Annotated in this window: 16 protein-coding genes; 11 read left to right on the top strand and 5 right to left on the bottom strand. The window is 67.3% G+C overall.

Going from position 1 to position 16096, the window contains the following annotated elements; genetic code table 11:
- On the top strand, nucleotides 1-1341 hold the full coding sequence (gene proS / locus GY170_RS08015) for a proline--tRNA ligase (RefSeq protein ID WP_163891885.1): 1341 nt from the start codon (nucleotides 1-3) through the stop codon (nucleotides 1339-1341).
- Nucleotides 1342-1369: 28 nt separating this feature from the next.
- On the opposite strand, the gene GY170_RS08010 is transcribed toward proS, so the two are convergent.
- Both GY170_RS08010 and mazG read right to left on the bottom strand, forming a co-directional pair.
- A complete protein-coding gene (locus GY170_RS08010) occupies nucleotides 1370-2362 on the bottom strand; it encodes a Fe(3+) ABC transporter substrate-binding protein (protein ID WP_163891882.1) in 993 nt (330 codons plus the stop codon).
- Nucleotides 2363-2418: 56 nt separating this feature from the next.
- On the bottom strand, nucleotides 2419-3246 hold the full coding sequence (gene mazG / locus GY170_RS08005) for a nucleoside triphosphate pyrophosphohydrolase (protein WP_163893771.1): 828 nt from the start codon (nucleotides 3244-3246) through the stop codon (nucleotides 2419-2421).
- A 54-nt stretch (nucleotides 3247-3300) separates the two neighbouring features.
- On the opposite strand from mazG, the gene GY170_RS08000 reads away from it, so the two are divergent.
- The 10 genes from GY170_RS08000 to GY170_RS07955 all read left to right on the top strand — a co-directional run bounded on the left by GY170_RS08000 (nucleotide 3301) and on the right by GY170_RS07955 (nucleotide 12743).
- Nucleotides 3301-4455: a M20 aminoacylase family protein gene (locus tag GY170_RS08000; RefSeq protein WP_163891879.1), complete on the top strand. Its 1155-nt coding sequence runs from the start codon at nucleotides 3301-3303 to the stop codon at nucleotides 4453-4455.
- Nucleotides 4456-4541: 86 nt separating this feature from the next.
- A complete protein-coding gene (locus tag GY170_RS07995) occupies nucleotides 4542-5015 on the top strand; it encodes a hypothetical protein (protein WP_163891876.1) in 474 nt (157 codons plus the stop codon).
- A 47-nt stretch (nucleotides 5016-5062) separates the two neighbouring features.
- Nucleotides 5063-6442 carry an aminotransferase gene (locus tag GY170_RS07990; RefSeq protein ID WP_163891873.1) on the top strand — a complete coding sequence of 460 codons (1380 nt, stop codon included), beginning with the start codon at nucleotides 5063-5065 and terminating at the stop codon, nucleotides 6440-6442.
- Nucleotides 6442-7404 (top strand): agmatinase, encoded by a 963-nt coding sequence (gene speB, locus GY170_RS07985; protein WP_163891870.1) that lies wholly within the window; start codon nucleotides 6442-6444, stop codon nucleotides 7402-7404. Before GY170_RS07990 ends, speB begins: the two co-directional genes overlap by 1 nt.
- Nucleotides 7401-7844 carry a DUF1499 domain-containing protein gene (locus GY170_RS07980; protein ID WP_235937816.1) on the top strand — a complete coding sequence of 148 codons (444 nt, stop codon included), beginning with the start codon at nucleotides 7401-7403 and terminating at the stop codon, nucleotides 7842-7844. Before speB ends, GY170_RS07980 begins: the two co-directional genes overlap by 4 nt.
- Nucleotides 7845-7873: 29 nt before the next feature.
- Nucleotides 7874-8929 (top strand): peptide chain release factor 1, encoded by a 1056-nt coding sequence (gene prfA, locus GY170_RS07975; protein WP_163891866.1) that lies wholly within the window; start codon nucleotides 7874-7876, stop codon nucleotides 8927-8929.
- On the top strand, nucleotides 8926-9756 hold the full coding sequence (prmC, locus tag GY170_RS07970; RefSeq protein WP_163891863.1) for a peptide chain release factor N(5)-glutamine methyltransferase: 831 nt from the start codon (nucleotides 8926-8928) through the stop codon (nucleotides 9754-9756). Before prfA ends, prmC begins: the two co-directional genes overlap by 4 nt.
- 319 nt (nucleotides 9757-10075) lie before the next feature.
- Nucleotides 10076-10579: a DUF4167 domain-containing protein gene (locus tag GY170_RS07965; protein WP_235937815.1), complete on the top strand. Its 504-nt coding sequence runs from the start codon at nucleotides 10076-10078 to the stop codon at nucleotides 10577-10579.
- A gap of 3 nt (nucleotides 10580-10582) precedes the next feature.
- Complete coding sequence (locus GY170_RS07960) at nucleotides 10583-11764, top strand: M24 family metallopeptidase (RefSeq protein WP_163891857.1); 1182 nt, start codon at nucleotides 10583-10585, stop codon at nucleotides 11762-11764.
- Nucleotides 11765-11981: 217 nt separating this feature from the next.
- Complete coding sequence (locus tag GY170_RS07955; RefSeq protein WP_163891854.1) at nucleotides 11982-12743, top strand: LuxR family transcriptional regulator; 762 nt, start codon at nucleotides 11982-11984, stop codon at nucleotides 12741-12743.
- Between the two features lie 399 nt (nucleotides 12744-13142).
- On the opposite strand, the gene tsf is transcribed toward GY170_RS07955, so the two are convergent.
- The 3 genes from tsf to GY170_RS07940 form a co-directional block, all read right to left on the bottom strand.
- Nucleotides 13143-14015 (bottom strand): translation elongation factor Ts, encoded by an 873-nt coding sequence (gene tsf / locus GY170_RS07950; RefSeq protein ID WP_163891851.1) that lies wholly within the window; start codon nucleotides 14013-14015, stop codon nucleotides 13143-13145.
- Between the two features lie 115 nt (nucleotides 14016-14130).
- Nucleotides 14131-14943 (bottom strand): 30S ribosomal protein S2, encoded by an 813-nt coding sequence (rpsB, locus tag GY170_RS07945; protein WP_163891847.1) that lies wholly within the window; start codon nucleotides 14941-14943, stop codon nucleotides 14131-14133.
- 456 nt (nucleotides 14944-15399) lie between these two features.
- Nucleotides 15400-16038 carry a HupE/UreJ family protein gene (locus GY170_RS07940; RefSeq protein WP_408003754.1) on the bottom strand — a complete coding sequence of 213 codons (639 nt, stop codon included), beginning with the start codon at nucleotides 16036-16038 and terminating at the stop codon, nucleotides 15400-15402.
- Between the last annotated feature and the right edge of the window lie 58 nt (nucleotides 16039-16096).

The following is a 16096-nucleotide window of genomic DNA, read 5'->3' as shown; positions in this document are numbered from 1 at the left end:
ATGCGTCTCAGCCGCTACTTCCTGCCCGTTCTCAAGGAGACGCCGGCCGAGGCGCAGATCGTCTCGCACCGGCTGATGCTGCGCGCCGGCATGATCCGCCAGCAGGCGGCCGGCATCTATTCCTGGCTGCCGCTCGGCTACAAGGTGCTCAAGCGCATCGAGCAGATCGTCCATGAGGAGCAGCAGAAGGCAGGCCACCTGCCGCTTCTGATGCCGACGCTGCAATCGGCCGAGCTCTGGCAGAAATCGGGCCGCTACGATGCCTATGGCCCCGAGATGCTGCGCTTCACCGACCGGCACGACCGCGAGATGCTCTACGGCCCGACGAACGAGGAGATGATCACCGATATCGTCGCGGCCTACGTCAGCTCCTACAAGGCGCTGCCGCTGACGCTCTACCACATCCAGTGGAAGTTCCGCGACGAGGTCCGCCCGCGCTTCGGCGTCATGCGGGGCCGCGAGTTCCTGATGAAGGACGGCTACAACTTCGACCTGACGAAGGAAGACGCCCTCCACGCCTACAACCGCCACCTTGTCACCTACCTGCGCACCTACGAGCGCATGGGCCTGCAGGCGATCCCGATGCGCGCCGATTCCGGGCCCATCGGCGGCGACTACACCCACGAGTTTCTCGTGCTGGCCGAGACGGGCGAGTCGGAGGTCTTCTATGACAGCGAGATCACCGAGCTGACCTTCGGCGACCGCGCCATCGACTATGACGACAAGGCCGAGTGCCAGGCGGTGCTGGAGGAGTTCACCTCCCGCTACGCCCGCACCGACGAGACGCATGACGAGGCTGCCTTTGGCGAGATCCCCGAAGAGCGCCGCCGCTCGGCGCGCGGCATCGAGGTGGGGCAGATCTTCTACTTCGGCACCGAATATTCCGAGAAGCTCGGGGCGATGGTGACGGATGCGGAAGGCCAGAAGGTGCCGCTGCACATGGGCTCCCACGGCATCGGCGTCTCCCGCCTGCTCGGCGCCATCATCGAGGCGAGCCACGACGACAAGGGCATCATCTGGCCCGAGGGCGTGACGCCCTTCCACGCCGGCATCGTGAACCTGCGCCAGGGCGATGCGGCGACGGATGCGGCCTGCGAGCAGCTCTATGCCGGGCTGCAGGCCAAGGGGCTCGAGCCGCTCTACGATGACCGCGACGAGCGGGCAGGGGGCAAGTTCGCCACGATGGACCTGATCGGCCTGCCGTGGCGCGTCACCGTCGGCCCGCGCGGGCTGGAGAAGGGCGTGGTCGAGCTGACCTCCCGCAAGACCGGCGAGAGCGAGGAGATGGGGCTCGAGGCGGCCATCGACCGCCTCGCGCAGATCTACGAGGGCATCGCCTGAGGCGACGCCGGGCTTCGGCGGCTGGCGATCAGCCGTCGAAGTCCACCTCTTCCATGATGCGCAGCGCCGCGCCGCGGTGGTCGGCCAGCTCGGCGAGCGAGACGTCGTCGGGCGTGAAGCTGCCCCAGCTCGCCACGAGATCGGAGAGTTCGGCCCCCTCCAGCACCGGAAATTCGTTGTTCACTTCGGCATAGATCGCCTGCGCTTCGGGGGAGACGAGGTACTCCATGAGCTGCAGCGCCTCCTCCCGGTTCGGCGCTGCCTGCGTCATCGCGATGCCGGAGATGTTGACATGCGTGCCGCCCTCCTCGAACTCCGGGTAGATGATGCGCACGGCATTCGCCCAGTCCTGCTGCTCCGGATCCGCCAGCATCTGGCCCATGTAGTAGGTGTTGCCGAGCGAGATGTCGCACTCGCCGGCCCAGATGGCGCGAACCTGCGCCCGGTCGTTGCCCTGCGGGCGGCGGGCGAGGTTGTCCTTGAGGCCGGCGGCCCAGTCGCGGGCATATTCTTCGCCATGATGCGCGATCATGCCGGAGAGGAGGGCGAGGTTGTAGTTGTGGGTGCCGGAGCGGGTGCAGACGCGGCCCTGCCACTCGGGATCCGCCAGCGCCTCGTAGGTGGTGACCTCGCCATCGGCCACGCGCTCGCGGCTGGCATAGACGACGCGGGCGCGGGTGGTGAGGGCGAACCAGAGGCCCTCGGGGTCCCGCAGCGCCTCGGGGACCGCGGCCTCCAGAACGTCGGATTGCACGGGCTGGATGGCGCCGGTCTCGACGATCTGGGCGAGGTTGGCGATGTCGACCACCATGACCAGATCGGCGGGGGAGCGGGCGCCCTCGGCGCGCAGGCGCTCGGGCAGGCCATCCTCGACGAAAGCGAGGTTCACGCCGATGCCCGTCTCCTCGGTGAAGGCCTCGAGCACGGGGCTGATCAGCTCCGGCTGGCGCGTGGTGTAGATGTTGACGTCTGCAGCCGCGGGCGTGGCCAGCAGCGCGAGGGCGAGGGCAGTACGGGTCATGTGGGTCTCCCTGGTTACGGCGCCCGCATAACTCCGACAAAAAGACTCGGCAATACTTAACTGGCCTTGTCGGCCGCCCGCACCTTGTTCCAGATCGCGTCCATCTCCTCGAGGCTCGCCTCCGCTGGGCTGCGCCCCTTCGCTCGAAAATCATCCTCTATCACCTTGAAGCGGCGGGTGCACTTGTCGTTCGCCTTGCGCAGCGCCGTCTCCGGCTCCACCCCCAGCCAGCGGGAGAGGTTGGCGGCGACGAAGAGCAGATCGCCCATCTCCTCCTCGATCTCCTCCGGCCCGAGGCGGTCGCGCGCCTCCGCCAGCTCCGCCGCCTCCTCCTGCAGCTTCTCCAGCACGTTGCCGATCTCGGGCCAGTCGAAGCCGACGCGGGCGGCGCGCTTTTGCAGCTTGGCGGCGCGCATCAGGGCGGGCAGGGCGAGCGCCACCCCGTCGAGCACGCCCGCCTCGCCGGCACCGGCGCGCTCGGCGGCCTTGATTTTCTCCCAGTCTTCCGTCTGTTGCGAGGCGCTCTTCTCGCGGCTCTCCTGCCCGAAGATGTGCGGATGGCGCGCCACCATCTTGTCGCTCACGGTCTTCGCGATGCTGGCGAAGTCGAAATGCCCCGCCTCCTCGCCGATCCGCGCGTGGTAGACCGATTGCAGCAGCAGGTCTCCCAGCTCGCCCTCCAGCGCCCGCCAGTCCTCGCGTTCAATCGCATCGGCCACCTCGTAGGCCTCCTCGATCGTGTAGGGGGCGATGGTCTGGTAAGTCTGCTCGATGTCCCACGGGCAGCCCGTCTCGGGGTCGCGCAGGCGGGTCATGATCGCCAGCAGGCGCCGCATCTGCAGGCCGGCGTCCGGCGTCTCGTCGAAGATCAGCGCGTCATCCATGGACATCCCCCAATGCTTTGGGTCACGTGATGCCGGAGCCTGCCGGAGATTTCCATGCCTGTCCTCAATCGCATCGCCGCCTTCGCCGACGAGATGGCGGAGTGGCGCCAGCACCTGCACCGCCACCCCGAAACCCGCTTCGATTGTCACCAGACGGCGGCGTTCGTGGCGGGAAAGCTGCGGGAGTTCGGTGTCGACGAGATCCACGAGGGGATCGCCGAATCCGGCCTCGTCGCCATCATCCGCGGCCGGTCTCCCGGGCCCGCCATCGGCCTGCGCGCCGACATGGATGCGCTGCCGATGCAGGAGCAATCGGGCAAGCCCCATGCCTCAACCGTGCCCGGCGCGATGCATGCCTGCGGCCATGACGGCCACACGACCATGCTCCTCGGCGCCGCCAAATACCTGGCGGAGACGCGCAATTTCGCCGGCACCGCCGTGCTCATCTTCCAGCCGGCGGAGGAGTGGGGCTCCGGCGCCGACGTGATGGTCAAGGCCGGCGTGCTGGATGACTGGAAGGTCGAGCAGGTCTACGCCATCCACAACATGCCGGGCACGCCCGTCGGCACCTTCTACGGCAACACCGGGGCGACCATGGCGGGGATCGACGAGTTCGACATCACCATCGAGGGCAGGGGCGGCCACGGGGCCTATCCCCACCTGACGAGAGACCCGATCACCGCCGGCGTCGCCCTCCATTCCGCCATCCAGACCATCCTCTCGCGCGATCACTACGCGCTCGACCGGTTGGTCGTGGCGGTGACGCAGTTCCACGCCGGCACCGCCAACAACATCACCCCCGGCACCGCCACGCTCTCCGGCACCGTGCGCAGCTTTTCCGATGAGGCGCAGGCGGTGGCGAAGCGGCGGCTCCGGGAGATCTGCGAGGGCGTGCAGGCGACCTTCGGCGTGACGGTCACGCTCGACTACATCGAGTGGGAGCCGCCGACGGTGAATGACCCGGACTGCGCGCAATTCGCCTTCAACGTCGCGGAGGAGGTCGGCCGGGTGGAGAGCCGCGAGGCGCTGCCGGAAATGGGGGGCGAGGATTTCGCCTACATGCTCCGCGCCCGGCCCGGCGCCTACATCTTCCTCGGCAACGGCGACACGGCGGAGGTGCACCACCCCGCCTATGACTTCTCAGATGAGACCGCGCCCTTCGGCGCCAGCTATTTCGCCCGGCTGGTCGAGCGGGCGCTGCCCGCGTGAAATAGTTCTGACAGTATGGAGTGGAGTCTGACATCTGCTCCATGATACGCAGTCGTAAATGTCATTTAGGTAATGGAGGTCACACCATGATATCACTAAACGGTTGCTATTCAGGGGTCGCGACCTCCGCACCAGTCAATAGTTTGGTGCTCGGCGTCGGCAGAGATCGAGATTTTTTGGTGATCGGAAACAAAACTCGCCGCTACGTAATTGTGAGCGATGCGGATAAATTCGTTGATGTAGGCACATCTGAAGAGGTTGATGATCAGGGCCTGGTGATCCCGAATGTGAGAATTGAAGTGGACCCTGATAGCCGTTTTGATCTTTTAGGGAATTACACATTAGGAGCTATATCTCTGTCGGGCGGGCGGGTTTCGATTTTGACACGGGATCCGGCGCGGAGTTCTCGCCCCAATCCGATAGAAATATCGGATTGCTCTTCCGAGAAGCAGAATGTCCATGTCGGCTTCCGCCGTTGGAGAATTGTGGTCGGCGAAGGAACAGGTTTGCAAGTGTTACGGCAAGTCGATCTTGATGCCGAGCACGGCGATATTGACTAAACAGTCAGTACTTGACCTTCGGCCTGCCAAGGCGCCAAGTGAGAGCCATGACAAACAACATCTCCGAACTCGCGGCCCTCGACCGCGACCATCACATGCACCCGTGGACCCACTTCCAGCAGGCCGAGCGCGATGGCCCGCTGGTGATGACGCGCGGCAAGGGCGTCCATCTGTGGGACGAGGATGGACGAGAATACCTCGATGCCGTGGGCGGCATGTGGTGCACGCAGATCGGCCTCGGCAACGAGGAGATGGCAGAGACGCTGGCCGAGCAGGCCCGCACGCTCGCCTATACCTCCACCTTCGTCGACATGGGCAACGCCCCCTCGGCGCGCCTCGCCGCCAAGATCGCCGAGATCGCGCCGACGGGCTTCACCCGCACGCTCTTCACCACCGGCGGCTCCACCGCCGTCGACAGCGCCTACCGGATGGCGCAGTTCGTGCAGCATCACCGGGGCTTCCCGGGGCGCACGCATATCCTCTCGCGCCACGCCAGCTACCACGGCTCGACCTTCGCCTCCGCCTCCATCGGGATGCGTGATGGCGACCGGATCGAGGAGTTCAGCTACCTCGAGAAAACGATCCACCACCTCTCGGCGCCGAACCCCTATCGCCGGCCGGAGGGTGTGAGCGCCGAGGGCTTCACCGACTTCCTGGTCAAGGAGCTGGAGGAGAAGATCGCCGAGGTGGGTGCCGACAAGATCGCCGCCTTCTTCGCCGAACCGGTTCAGGCCTCCGGCGGCGTCATCATCCCGCCGGAAGGCTACTTCAAGCGGATGGCCGAGGTCTGCCATAGGCACGGCATCCTCGTCGTCGCGGATGAGGTCGTCACCGCCTTCGGGCGGCTGGGCGAGTGGTTCTCCTCGGAGGCGAAGTTCGGCGTCGTGCCGGACATGATCACCTCCGCCAAGGGCCTCACCTCCGGCTACCAACCCCTTGGGGCGCTTATTTTTTCCGAGGAGCTCTGGCAGGAGATGTCGGGGGACCGCTGGTTCACTCATGGCTTCACCTACTCGGGCCACCCGATCGCCTGTGCAGCGGCGCTGAAGAGCATCGAGATCATCGAGCGGGACGGGCTGCTGGCGCATGCCAAGCATGTGGGAGCCTTGTTCCAGAAGGGTCTGAAATCGCTGGAGGATCATCCGCTGGTGGGCGAGACGCGCGGCGACGTGCTGATCGGCTGCATCGAGAACGTGGCCGACAAGGAGACGAAGGCGCTGCACCCCGACGAGATCGACATCGGCAAGCGCGTCTCCGACGCCGCCGAGAAGATGGGCCTGCTGGTGCGCCCGATGGGCCACCTCAACGTCATGTCGCCGCCGCTGATCATTTCCGAGGCGGAAGTCGAGGAAATCATTGTCAAACTGCGCGCGTCGCTCGATCAGGTGGCCGACCAACTGGTCCGTGAAGGCGAAAAGGTCGCCTGATGGCTCTTCAGGACGCGAAATCCAAGGTCGATGAGGCCTTTACCGCCCGCTCTTCACGTGGACTGGTGGGGGAAAACGCCTTCGGGGGCGCCACCTCCTTCCTCCGCCGGCGCTACACCAAGGATCTGGCGGGGGCCGACCTCGCGATCACCGGCGTGCCCTTCGATCAGGCGGTGACAAACCGCCCGGGCACCCGCCTCGGTCCCCGTGCCATCCGCGAGGCGAGCACCCTCCAGCCCTATGACCCGCCCTTCGGCTGGGACGGGTTCGACCCGCTGAGCAGCTTCGACATCGTCGATTACGGCGATCTGGCCTTCGATTACGCGATGGTCAGCGAGTTCCCTTCCGCGCTGACGGCGCATATGGAAACGATCCTCTCCTCCGTCCCTGGCGCCGTCACACTCGGCGGCGATCACTACATCACCTTCCCGATCCTGAAGGCCTATGCCGCCAAGTACGGGCCGCTCGGCGTCATCCAGTTCGACGCGCATTCCGACCTCTGGCCGGATGACGACTTCTCGCGCATCGACCATGGCACGATGATGTACAAGGCGGTGAAGAGCGGCCTCGTCGACCCGGCCCGCTCCGTGCAGATCGGCATCCGGACGGAGACGGAGGATTACTGCGGGGTGAACGTCATCAGTGCACGCGAGGTGCACGAGCGGGGTATCGCCGGTGCAGTGGCCAAAGCGAAGGAGATCGTGGGGCAGGGGCCGACCTACCTCTCCTTCGATATCGACGCGCTGGACCCCGCCTTTGCCCCCGGCACCGGCACCCCCGTCTGGGGCGGCCTCGCCTCCTGGCAGGCCGCGGCGATCCTGCGGGACCTTGCGGGCACCAACATCGTCGGCGGCGACATCGTCGAAGTCTCGCCGCCCTTCGATGCCGGCGGCGCCACCGCTGTCGCGGGCGCCCATGTGGCGATGGAGATCCTCTGCCTGATTTTGTGGACGCGCCGGTGAACTGGCTCCTCGTCGCCCTGATCGTCCTCGCCGTCGTCATCGTCGCCTTCGGCCTCTACGTGCGCCTCGCGCCGACCGATCCGGAGGAATGGCACATCGCCGCGCCGAACGCCCCGCCCGGCGACTACCCGGCCGAGGGCGCCTTCATCGCCGTCCGCCCGGTGACGGAGCCGGGGCCGGAGGTGCTCTCCCGCCTCGACGCCATCGCGCTGGACACGCCGCGCACCCACCGCGTCGCCGGCTCGCCGGCGGAGGGGATGATCACCTGGGTCAGCCGCTCGGCGCTCTGGGGCTTCCCCGATTTCACCACGGCCCGGGTGGAGGACGGCAAGCTGACGATCCATGGCCGCCTGCGCTTCGGCCGCGGCGACATGGGCGTGAACCGCAAACGGGTGGAGCGCTGGCTCGCCCAGCTTGAAGCGAGGGCGCCGGGAGCGTAATTCAGGCGGACCGACGAAAAGGCCGCCCGATGATCCCCGAAGACAAGCTCCAGCAGATCCGCCAACGCTTCGAGTATCTCGAAGCTCGCATGGCCTCTGGCGCGCCGGGCGGCGAGATGGTGAAGCTCGCGCAGGAATATGCCGAGCTCAAGCCGGTGCACGAAACGGCGGAGGCCTGGCGTGCGCTGGTCGCCGACCGGGCCGAGGCCGAGGACATGCTGGCGGACCCGGAGATGCGGGCGCTGGCGGAGGACGAGCTGCCCGTCATCAAGCGCCGCATCGCCGAAGCGGAGGCCGCGCTGCAGCTCGCCCTCATCCCCAAGGATGCCGCCGACGCCCGCCCCGCGATGATCGAGATCCGCCCCGGCACCGGCGGCGAGGAGGCGGCGCTCTTCGCCGCCGACTTGCTTCGCATGTACCAGCGCTACGCCGATGCCCGCGGCTGGACCTTCGACATCATCGAGGAGCAGGCGACGGAGATCGGCGGCCTCAAGGAGCTGATCGCACGCGTCGAGGGGCAGGGGGTCTTCGCCCGGCTGAAGTACGAATCCGGCGTTCACCGCGTCCAGCGGGTGCCGGAGACGGAATCGGGCGGGCGGATCCACACCTCCGCCGCCACCGTCGCCGTCCTGCCCGAGGCGGAGGCTGTCGACATCGCCATCGACGCGAACGATCTGCGCATCGACACCATGCGCTCCTCCGGCGCCGGCGGGCAGCACGTGAACACCACCGATTCCGCGGTGCGCATCACGCATATCCCCTCCGGCATCGTCGTCACCTCCTCCCAGAAGTCCCAGCACCGCAACCGCGAGCTGGCGATGGAGGTGCTGCGCTCCCGCCTCTACGACATGGAGCGCCGGCGCGTGGACGAGACGCGCTCGGCCGACCGCAAGGCGCAGGTGGGCACGGGCGATCGGTCGGAGCGGATTCGTACCTACAACTTCCCGCAGGGCCGTCTGACGGATCACCGCATCAACCTGACGCTCTACAAGCTCGACGCGGTGATGAACGGCGACCTCGACGAGATCGTCGAGGCGCTGACGGCAGACGCGCAAGCCGCGCTCCTGGCGGAGATGGAGGCGTGAGGGGCACCGAGCTCCTCACCGATGCCGTCCGCCGCCTCACCGCCGCCGGCGTCGCCCAGCCCGCCGTCGATGCCCGCCGCCTCCTCGCCCATGCACTGGCGCTGGAGCCGGGGCGGCTGACGCTGGCGCTGCCGGAGCAGGTGGCCCCCGACGCGGCCGAGGCCTTCGGCGCCTGTATCGCGCGGCGCGAGCGGCGCGAGCCGGTCAGCCACATCACCGGCACCCGACTCTTCTACGGCCGCCAGTTCGCCGTCTCCGCCGAGGTGCTCGACCCGCGCCCCGAGACGGAGATGCTGATCGAGGCGGCGCTGGCCCGACCCTTCGAGAAGGTGCTCGACCTCGGGACAGGAACGGGCTGCATCCTCCTGACCTTGCTGGCGGAAATGCCCGGCGCACGCGGCCTCGGCACCGATCTATCGGAGGAGGCGCTGGCCGTCGCCCGCGCCAATGCCGAGGCGCTGCACCTCGCCGTAAAGACGGAGTTCACCGTCGCCGACTGGTTCGACGGGCTCGGCGATCACTACGACCTCATCGTCGCCAACCCGCCCTACCTCGCGCAGGACGAGCTGCCCGAGCTGGAGCCGGAAGTGCGCGAGTACGAGCCGCATCTGGCGCTCACCGACGGCGGCGACGGCCTCGGCAGCTACCGGGAGATCACCGCCGGCGCGCCGGAGCGGCTGCTCCCCGGCGGGCGGCTGATCATGGAGATCGGGCCGGGGCAGGGGCGCGAGGTCATGGCGCTCGCCTATGGCGCGGGATTCACGCAGGTCGCCATCATCCGCGATCTCGACGGCCGCGACCGCGTGGTGACGGCGCAGATCGGCTGATCGGCGCCGCCGCGGGGCCGATGCTGCGTTTATGCTGTTGTATCGGGGGAAATTGCTGCCATATCTGGGTTCAGAGGCGGATAAAGGCTTGCCCTCCGGGCGCGCCCATGTTTACTCAAGGTGACCGGTGAGGTGAGGCAACTCCCCGCTGGCAATCGCCAGACAATCGCGATGCCCCGGAACAGCGCTGGATAAGGCGCCGAGGGCCGCGAAACTGCAATCAGGCTGGAAATCACGTAATCCTATGAGATCTTCGAAATCGCGTTCGCGGAACAAGAACCGCAACAATCGTCCCTCGGGCGGCAACATCGTCAACCGTGTGTTCGATTCCAGCGGGCCGGACGGCAAGGTCCGCGGCACGCCCCAGCAGATCATCGACAAGTACACCCAGCTCCACCGCGACGCTCAGCTCGCCGGGGACCGGGTGGATGCCGAGAACTACGCCCAGCATGCCGAGCATTACCTGCGCATGCTTGCCGAAGCTCAGCGCGAGATGGACAAATCCCGCGAGAAGCAGGAGCAGGAGCAGCGCGACCGTCAGGCCGAGCGTGATCGCCAGGCCGAGCGGGACCGCGAGCGCAACGAGCGTCTGCGCGCGCAGGAAAACGCCGCCAACGGCGAGGATGGCAACGGCGGCAACGGTGGCGGCAACCAGCAGGGCAACGCGGCCGCTCAGGAGAGCGACAGCGGCCTCGTGCAGACGCCCGAGGACAAGGCCGAGCAGGCGCCCCCCAAGCCGCGCCGTCGCCGCAAGCCCAAGGCCGAGCAGCAGGATCAGGGCGAGGCGCAGGGCGATTCCGGCGCTGCGGCCGCAGCGGAGTAACCCGTGGCGAACCCCGATCCGGCCTTCACCCGCGAGGAATACGCGGACCGTCTGGCGGATGTGCGCCGGCGGATGGCAGCAGCGGGGCTCGACCTGCTCTACATCACCGACCCCAGCAACATGGCCTGGCTCACGGGCTATGACGGCTGGTCCTTCTACGTCCATCAGGGGGTGATCGTCCCCCCCGAGGGCCCGCCGCTCTGGTGGGGCCGCTCGATGGACGGGGCAGGGGCCCGCCGCACCGTCTGGATGGGGGAGGAGTGCATCCTCACCTACGACGACAGCTTCGTCCAGAACCCCGAGAAGCACCCGATGGAGGATCTCGCCGCCAAGCTGGCCGAGCGAGGCCTCGCGCAAGGCCGCATCGGCGTGGAGATGGACAATTACTATTTTTCCGCAGCGGCTTGCGAGGCGCTCTTCACCGGCGCGCCGGAGGCGGACCGTGTCAATGCCACGGGTCTCGTCAACTGGGCGCGCGCCGTGAAGTCGGCGGCCGAGATCGCCTTCATGCGCAAGGCTGGGGCCATCGTCACACGGATGCACGAGGTCATCGCCGAGATGGCCGAGCCGGGCCTGCCGAAGAACGTGCTGGTGGCGGAAATCACCCGCGCCGGCATCCTCGGTGTCGAAGGAGCCTGGGGCGATTACCCGGCCATCGTGCCGATGGCGCCCTCCGGCATGGATGCCACGGCGCCGCACCTGACATGGAACGACCAGCCGCTAAGAGGCGGGGAATCCACGTTCTTCGAGATCGCCGGCGTCTACCGCCGCTACCATGTGCCGCAATCGCGCACGCTCTTTCTCGGCGAGCCGCCGGCGCATTTCCTGCAGGCCGAGATCGCCGTGCAGGCGGCGACGGAGGCGGCCTTGGCCGAGGCGCGCCCGGGCAACCGCTGCTGCGACGTGGCCCACGCGTTCTACGTGGCGCTCAATGCCCATGGCTTCGAGAAGAAGAGCCGCTGCGGCTATCCCATCGGCCTCAGCTATCCGCCGGACTGGGGCGAGCGCACCATGAGCTTCCGCGAAAGCGACGAGACGGTGCTGCAGGCAGGGATGTGCTTCCACTTCATGCCGGCGCTCTGGCTCGACGATGGCTGCATCGAGACGACGGAGCCGATCCTCATCACCGAGGCAGGGGCCGAGCGTCTGGCCGCGACACCGCCGGGACTGCTCATAAAGACCTGAGCCGGCACCGCTTTCCATATGGAGAGCGGGTGCGGACACCATGTGGTTTCCGCCGCCTGAGGGGCCGCTCAAGGCCCCACCCGAATGCCGCATAATATGTATTATGTAAAGAACGGCTGCAGCCAGATCGGGCAAACCGGGCGTTGCAGGCACTCGCCCGTGCCCCAAAGTTAACATTTGCTTTGACAGAAATGGACCATCTGGTCAATTTCCGGGCATGAGTCAGTTCCTGTTGTCCCACCTCGAGGCCATCACCAACGCGCCGCGCGTGGAGGATCTCTGGGCGTTGCACACAGACGAAATGGCGCGGCGCGGCTTCACCCGGGTCCTCTACGGCTACACCCGCTACCGCTCCACCAACAGTCTGGGCGATCCGCAGGACTGGGTGATGCTCACCAACCATGCGCCGGAGTACATCAACCGTTTCCTCGAGGATGGCCTCTTCCACAACGCCCCCATGACCCGTTGGGCGCTGGAGAATGACGGCGCCTGCTCCTGGAGCTGGCTGCAGGAGATGTACCGGACCGACGGGCTGACGCCGGCGGAGACGAAGGTCGTGGAGTTCAACCGCAAGATGGGCGTGACGGCGGGCTACACGCTCTCCTTCCGCTCCGTCTCGCAGCGCACCAAGGGCGCCATCGCCCTCACCGGCGCACCCGGCATGAGCCAGGCGGAGGTCGACCGGATCTGGGAGGAGCAAGGCCCGGCGATCATGGTCGCCAATAACGTCTTCCACCTCAAGCTGCTCACCCTGCCGTGGTCGGGCAACCGCAGCCTGACCAAGCGGCAGATCGAGGTGCTGCAATGGGTCGGCGACGGCAAGACGACGCAGGACATCGCGCTGATCCTCGGGCTGACCGCCGCGACGGTGGAGAAGCACCTGCGGCTGGCGCGCGAGGCGCTGGACGTCGAGACGACGGCACAGGCGGTGCTCAAGGCCGCGTTCTACAACCAGATGTTCGTGCTGGCCGACGCGTAACGATCTGTCGCGGGACGTTCCGTCACGAGACAGGTCATTGCGAGAAGCGGTCAGGATTCCCTTACTGTGGGACACCTCACGCGTTTGGCATAATTTAACTGTTCCGTGAGTGGTGGCCTAAGGCCAAGGAGCAGCGGGCCGGTCTGCCGACGATTATCGGATCAGCCGGTCCGCATCTCGGGCCCCTGCCCGAGTGCCCCATGCCCGGGTGTTTGCCGGGCCAAGGCAAATCTATGGTGCGCTCTCCTCATCCCCTTGGATGCGCGCCCGGCGGCGTCAGGCCGTATCCCCACGGGCGGCGCCGTCACCCCTTTTCCCTAAGCCGGGCTCTCTCCCCCCGGCAACAAAAACGGGCCGCCCCTTGGGGCGGCCCGTTTCATCTCAGCCGTGTTGCGGCGATCAGCCCTTGGCGGCGGCGGCGACTTCGGCGGCGAAGTCGCTCTCCTCGCGCTCAATGCCCTCGCCAACCTCGAGACGGACGAAGCCGGTGATCGTGGAGCCGGCTTCCTTGGCCGCTTCCTCGACCGTCAGGTCGGGGTTGATCACGAAGGCCTGGCCGAGCAGCGTCGATTCCGCGATGAACTTCTTCATCCGGCCGACGATCATCTTCTCGATGACAGCTTCCGGCTTGCCGCTCTCGCGAGCGATGTCCATCTGGATCTGGCGCTCCTTCTCCACCACGGCGGGGTCGAGGTCGTCCTCACCCAGCGCGGCGGGGTTCGCGGCGGCGATGTGCATCGCGACCTGCTTGCCGAAGCTCTCGTCGCCCGTCAGCGCGACCAGGACACCGATCTTGCCCATGTTCTCGGCCGCGGCGTTGTGGACGTAGGAGACAACCTTCTCGCCCTCGACCTTCGCCATGCGGCGCAGCGTCATGTTCTCGCCGATCTTGGCGATGGCATCGGTCAGCACGTCGGCGACCGGCTTGCCGTTGACCGGCGCCTGGGCCAGCGCATCGACGCTGTCGACACCGAGGCCGGCGTTGGCGATGCCGGTGACCATGGCCTGGAACTCGTTGTTCTTGGCGACGAAATCGGTCTCGGAGTTCACCTCGACGGCAACACCCTTGCCGCCGTCGATGGCGACGGCGACGAGGCCCTCCGCAGCGGTGCGGCCGGATTTCTTGGCGGCCTTGGCGAGGCCCTTGGTGCGAAGCCAGTCAACGGCGGCGTCCATGTCGCCGTCGGTCTCGGTCAGCGCCTTCTTGGCGTCCATCATGCCGGCGCCAGTCGAGTCGCGCAGCTCTTTCACCATCGCAGCGGTGACAGCCATCTCAAATCTCCTTTCGGGAAGTCATGCCCCGCGCCCATCATGGGGCGCGAGGTGAATGCCGTGTGACGTCTCGCGGCGGGGAGGGGCCCAAGGCCCCTGCCCTGCCGCGCGCCGTTCAGCTCTGGGCCGCTTCCTGCTCGGCCGGGGCAGCCTCGGCCTCGGCGGCGGCAGCGTCGGCCTCGAGGCCTTCCTCGGCCAGCGCGGCTTCCATCTCGCCAAGGTCGACACCGGCGGCGCCGAGCTGGGCCGACATGCCGTCGAGCGCGGCGCGGGCGACGAGGTCGCAGTAGAGCGCGATGGCTCGGGCGGCGTCATCGTTGCCGGGGATGATGTAGTCGACGCCGTCGGGCGTGCAGTTGGTATCGACCACGGCCACGACCGGGATGCCGAGCTTCTTGGCTTCGGCGATCGCGAGGTCTTCCTTGTTGACGTCGATGACGAACAGCAGGTCCGGCACGCCGCCCATCTCGCGGATGCCGCCGAGGGAGGCCTGCAGCTTGGCCTGCTCACGCTCCATCCCGAGGCGCTCTTTCTTGGTGAGGCCCTCGAAGCCCTGCTCGGCCGCCTCGTCGATCGCCTTCAGGCGGTTGATCGACTGGGAGACGGTCTGCCAGTTGGTCAGCGTGCCGCCGAGCCAGCGGTGGTTCATGTAGAACTGCGCGGACTTCTCGGCGGCATCGGCGATGGCCGCGGAGGCCTGGCGCTTGGTGCCGACGAAGAGGATGCGGCCGCCACGGGCGACGGTCTCACGGATGACATGCAGAGCCTGGTCCAGCATCAGGACGGTCTGCGTGAGATCCATGATGTGGATGCCGTTGCGGGCGCCGTAGATGTACGGCCCCATGCGGGGGTTCCACCGCGCGGTCTGGTGGCCGAAGTGAACGCCCGCTTCAAGCAGCTGGCGCATGGAGAATTCAGGGAGGGCCATGCCTCTTTCCTTTCCGGTTTCATGCCTTGGGCGGAGGGATAAGGATCGCTCCAACCGGTGGACCCGTTCGGGATGTCTCCCCGAAGGACCCGCCTCCGCCTGAGATGTAAAGTGGCGCGCGTCTAGCAGGGCGCGGCCGGGGCTGCAAGGCTGGATAGGTGGGAGGTGGCGGCGAGATGTTCAAGGGGTGCGGCGCCCTGCCCTACGTGCTGCTCCACGGGTCAGCGCTGCCGCTCTGTCCCTCCGCGCGGAATCAAGGCCTCAGGCCGCCGCGCGAGCGCCGGCCCGTCCCGGCGGGCTGGCGCTCTGGATGGGCTGGTTGCTCAGCGGGCCGCTGAGAGGGGTTTGGCTGGCATAAATCGCGTAGCGGCTCCGTTGCTGCGCCACCCCACAGGCCGGCGTGAGAGCGCGGCGCCTCTGACTGGTGAGCCCCGGTCTCGCCGTGTCTCCCAGCCCTCAGCCCGCCACCCGCTGCACCACCCAGATGGTGCCCGTCACCGCGATGGCGACGGAGGCCGGCGTCGCGATCAGGCGGCGGTACCAGGCCTTGCCGCCGAACCACAGGCCCACGGCGAGGAAGGCGGCGGCGATCACCGTCAGCTGCCCCAGCTCCACCCCGACGTTGAAGCCGAGGATCGCCGGCAGCAGCCCGCCCTGCGGCAGGCCGAACTCGCCCAGTACCGAGGCGAAGCCGAGCCCGTGCAGCAGCCCGAAGGCGAAAACGATCACTGGTCGCCACGGCGTCAGCCGCTGGATGACGATGTTCTCGATGGCCACGAAGGTGATCGAGGCGGCGATCAGGGGCTCGATGATCTGCGGCGGCGCCGAGACGTATCCCGTCGCGGCCAGCGCCAGCGTGATCGAATGCGCCACCGTGAAGGCGGTGACCTGCCACAGGAGCGGCTTCAGCTTCGTCGACAGGAAGAAGAGCCCAAGCACGAAGAGGATATGGTCGATCCCCAAAGGCAGGATGTGGCGGAAGCCCACCGGGATGTACTCCCAGAACAGGAGGCCACCGGAGGCCGCCGCGGCGCCGGTGGCCTCCGCCGTCTCCTGGGCAAGGCCCATGGAGGGCAGGAGGAGGGCGAGGGCCATTGACAAGCCGGCCGCGAGGCCGGCCTTTAGGGAGGGTATGCTGGGCAAATCTCTCATG

The organism is Pseudoroseicyclus tamaricis, from assembly GCF_012070395.1.
In the GTDB taxonomy this organism is placed as follows: domain Bacteria; phylum Pseudomonadota; class Alphaproteobacteria; order Rhodobacterales; family Rhodobacteraceae; genus Pseudoroseicyclus_A; species Pseudoroseicyclus_A tamaricis.
This window is presented reverse-complemented; position numbering and strand designations above follow the sequence as displayed.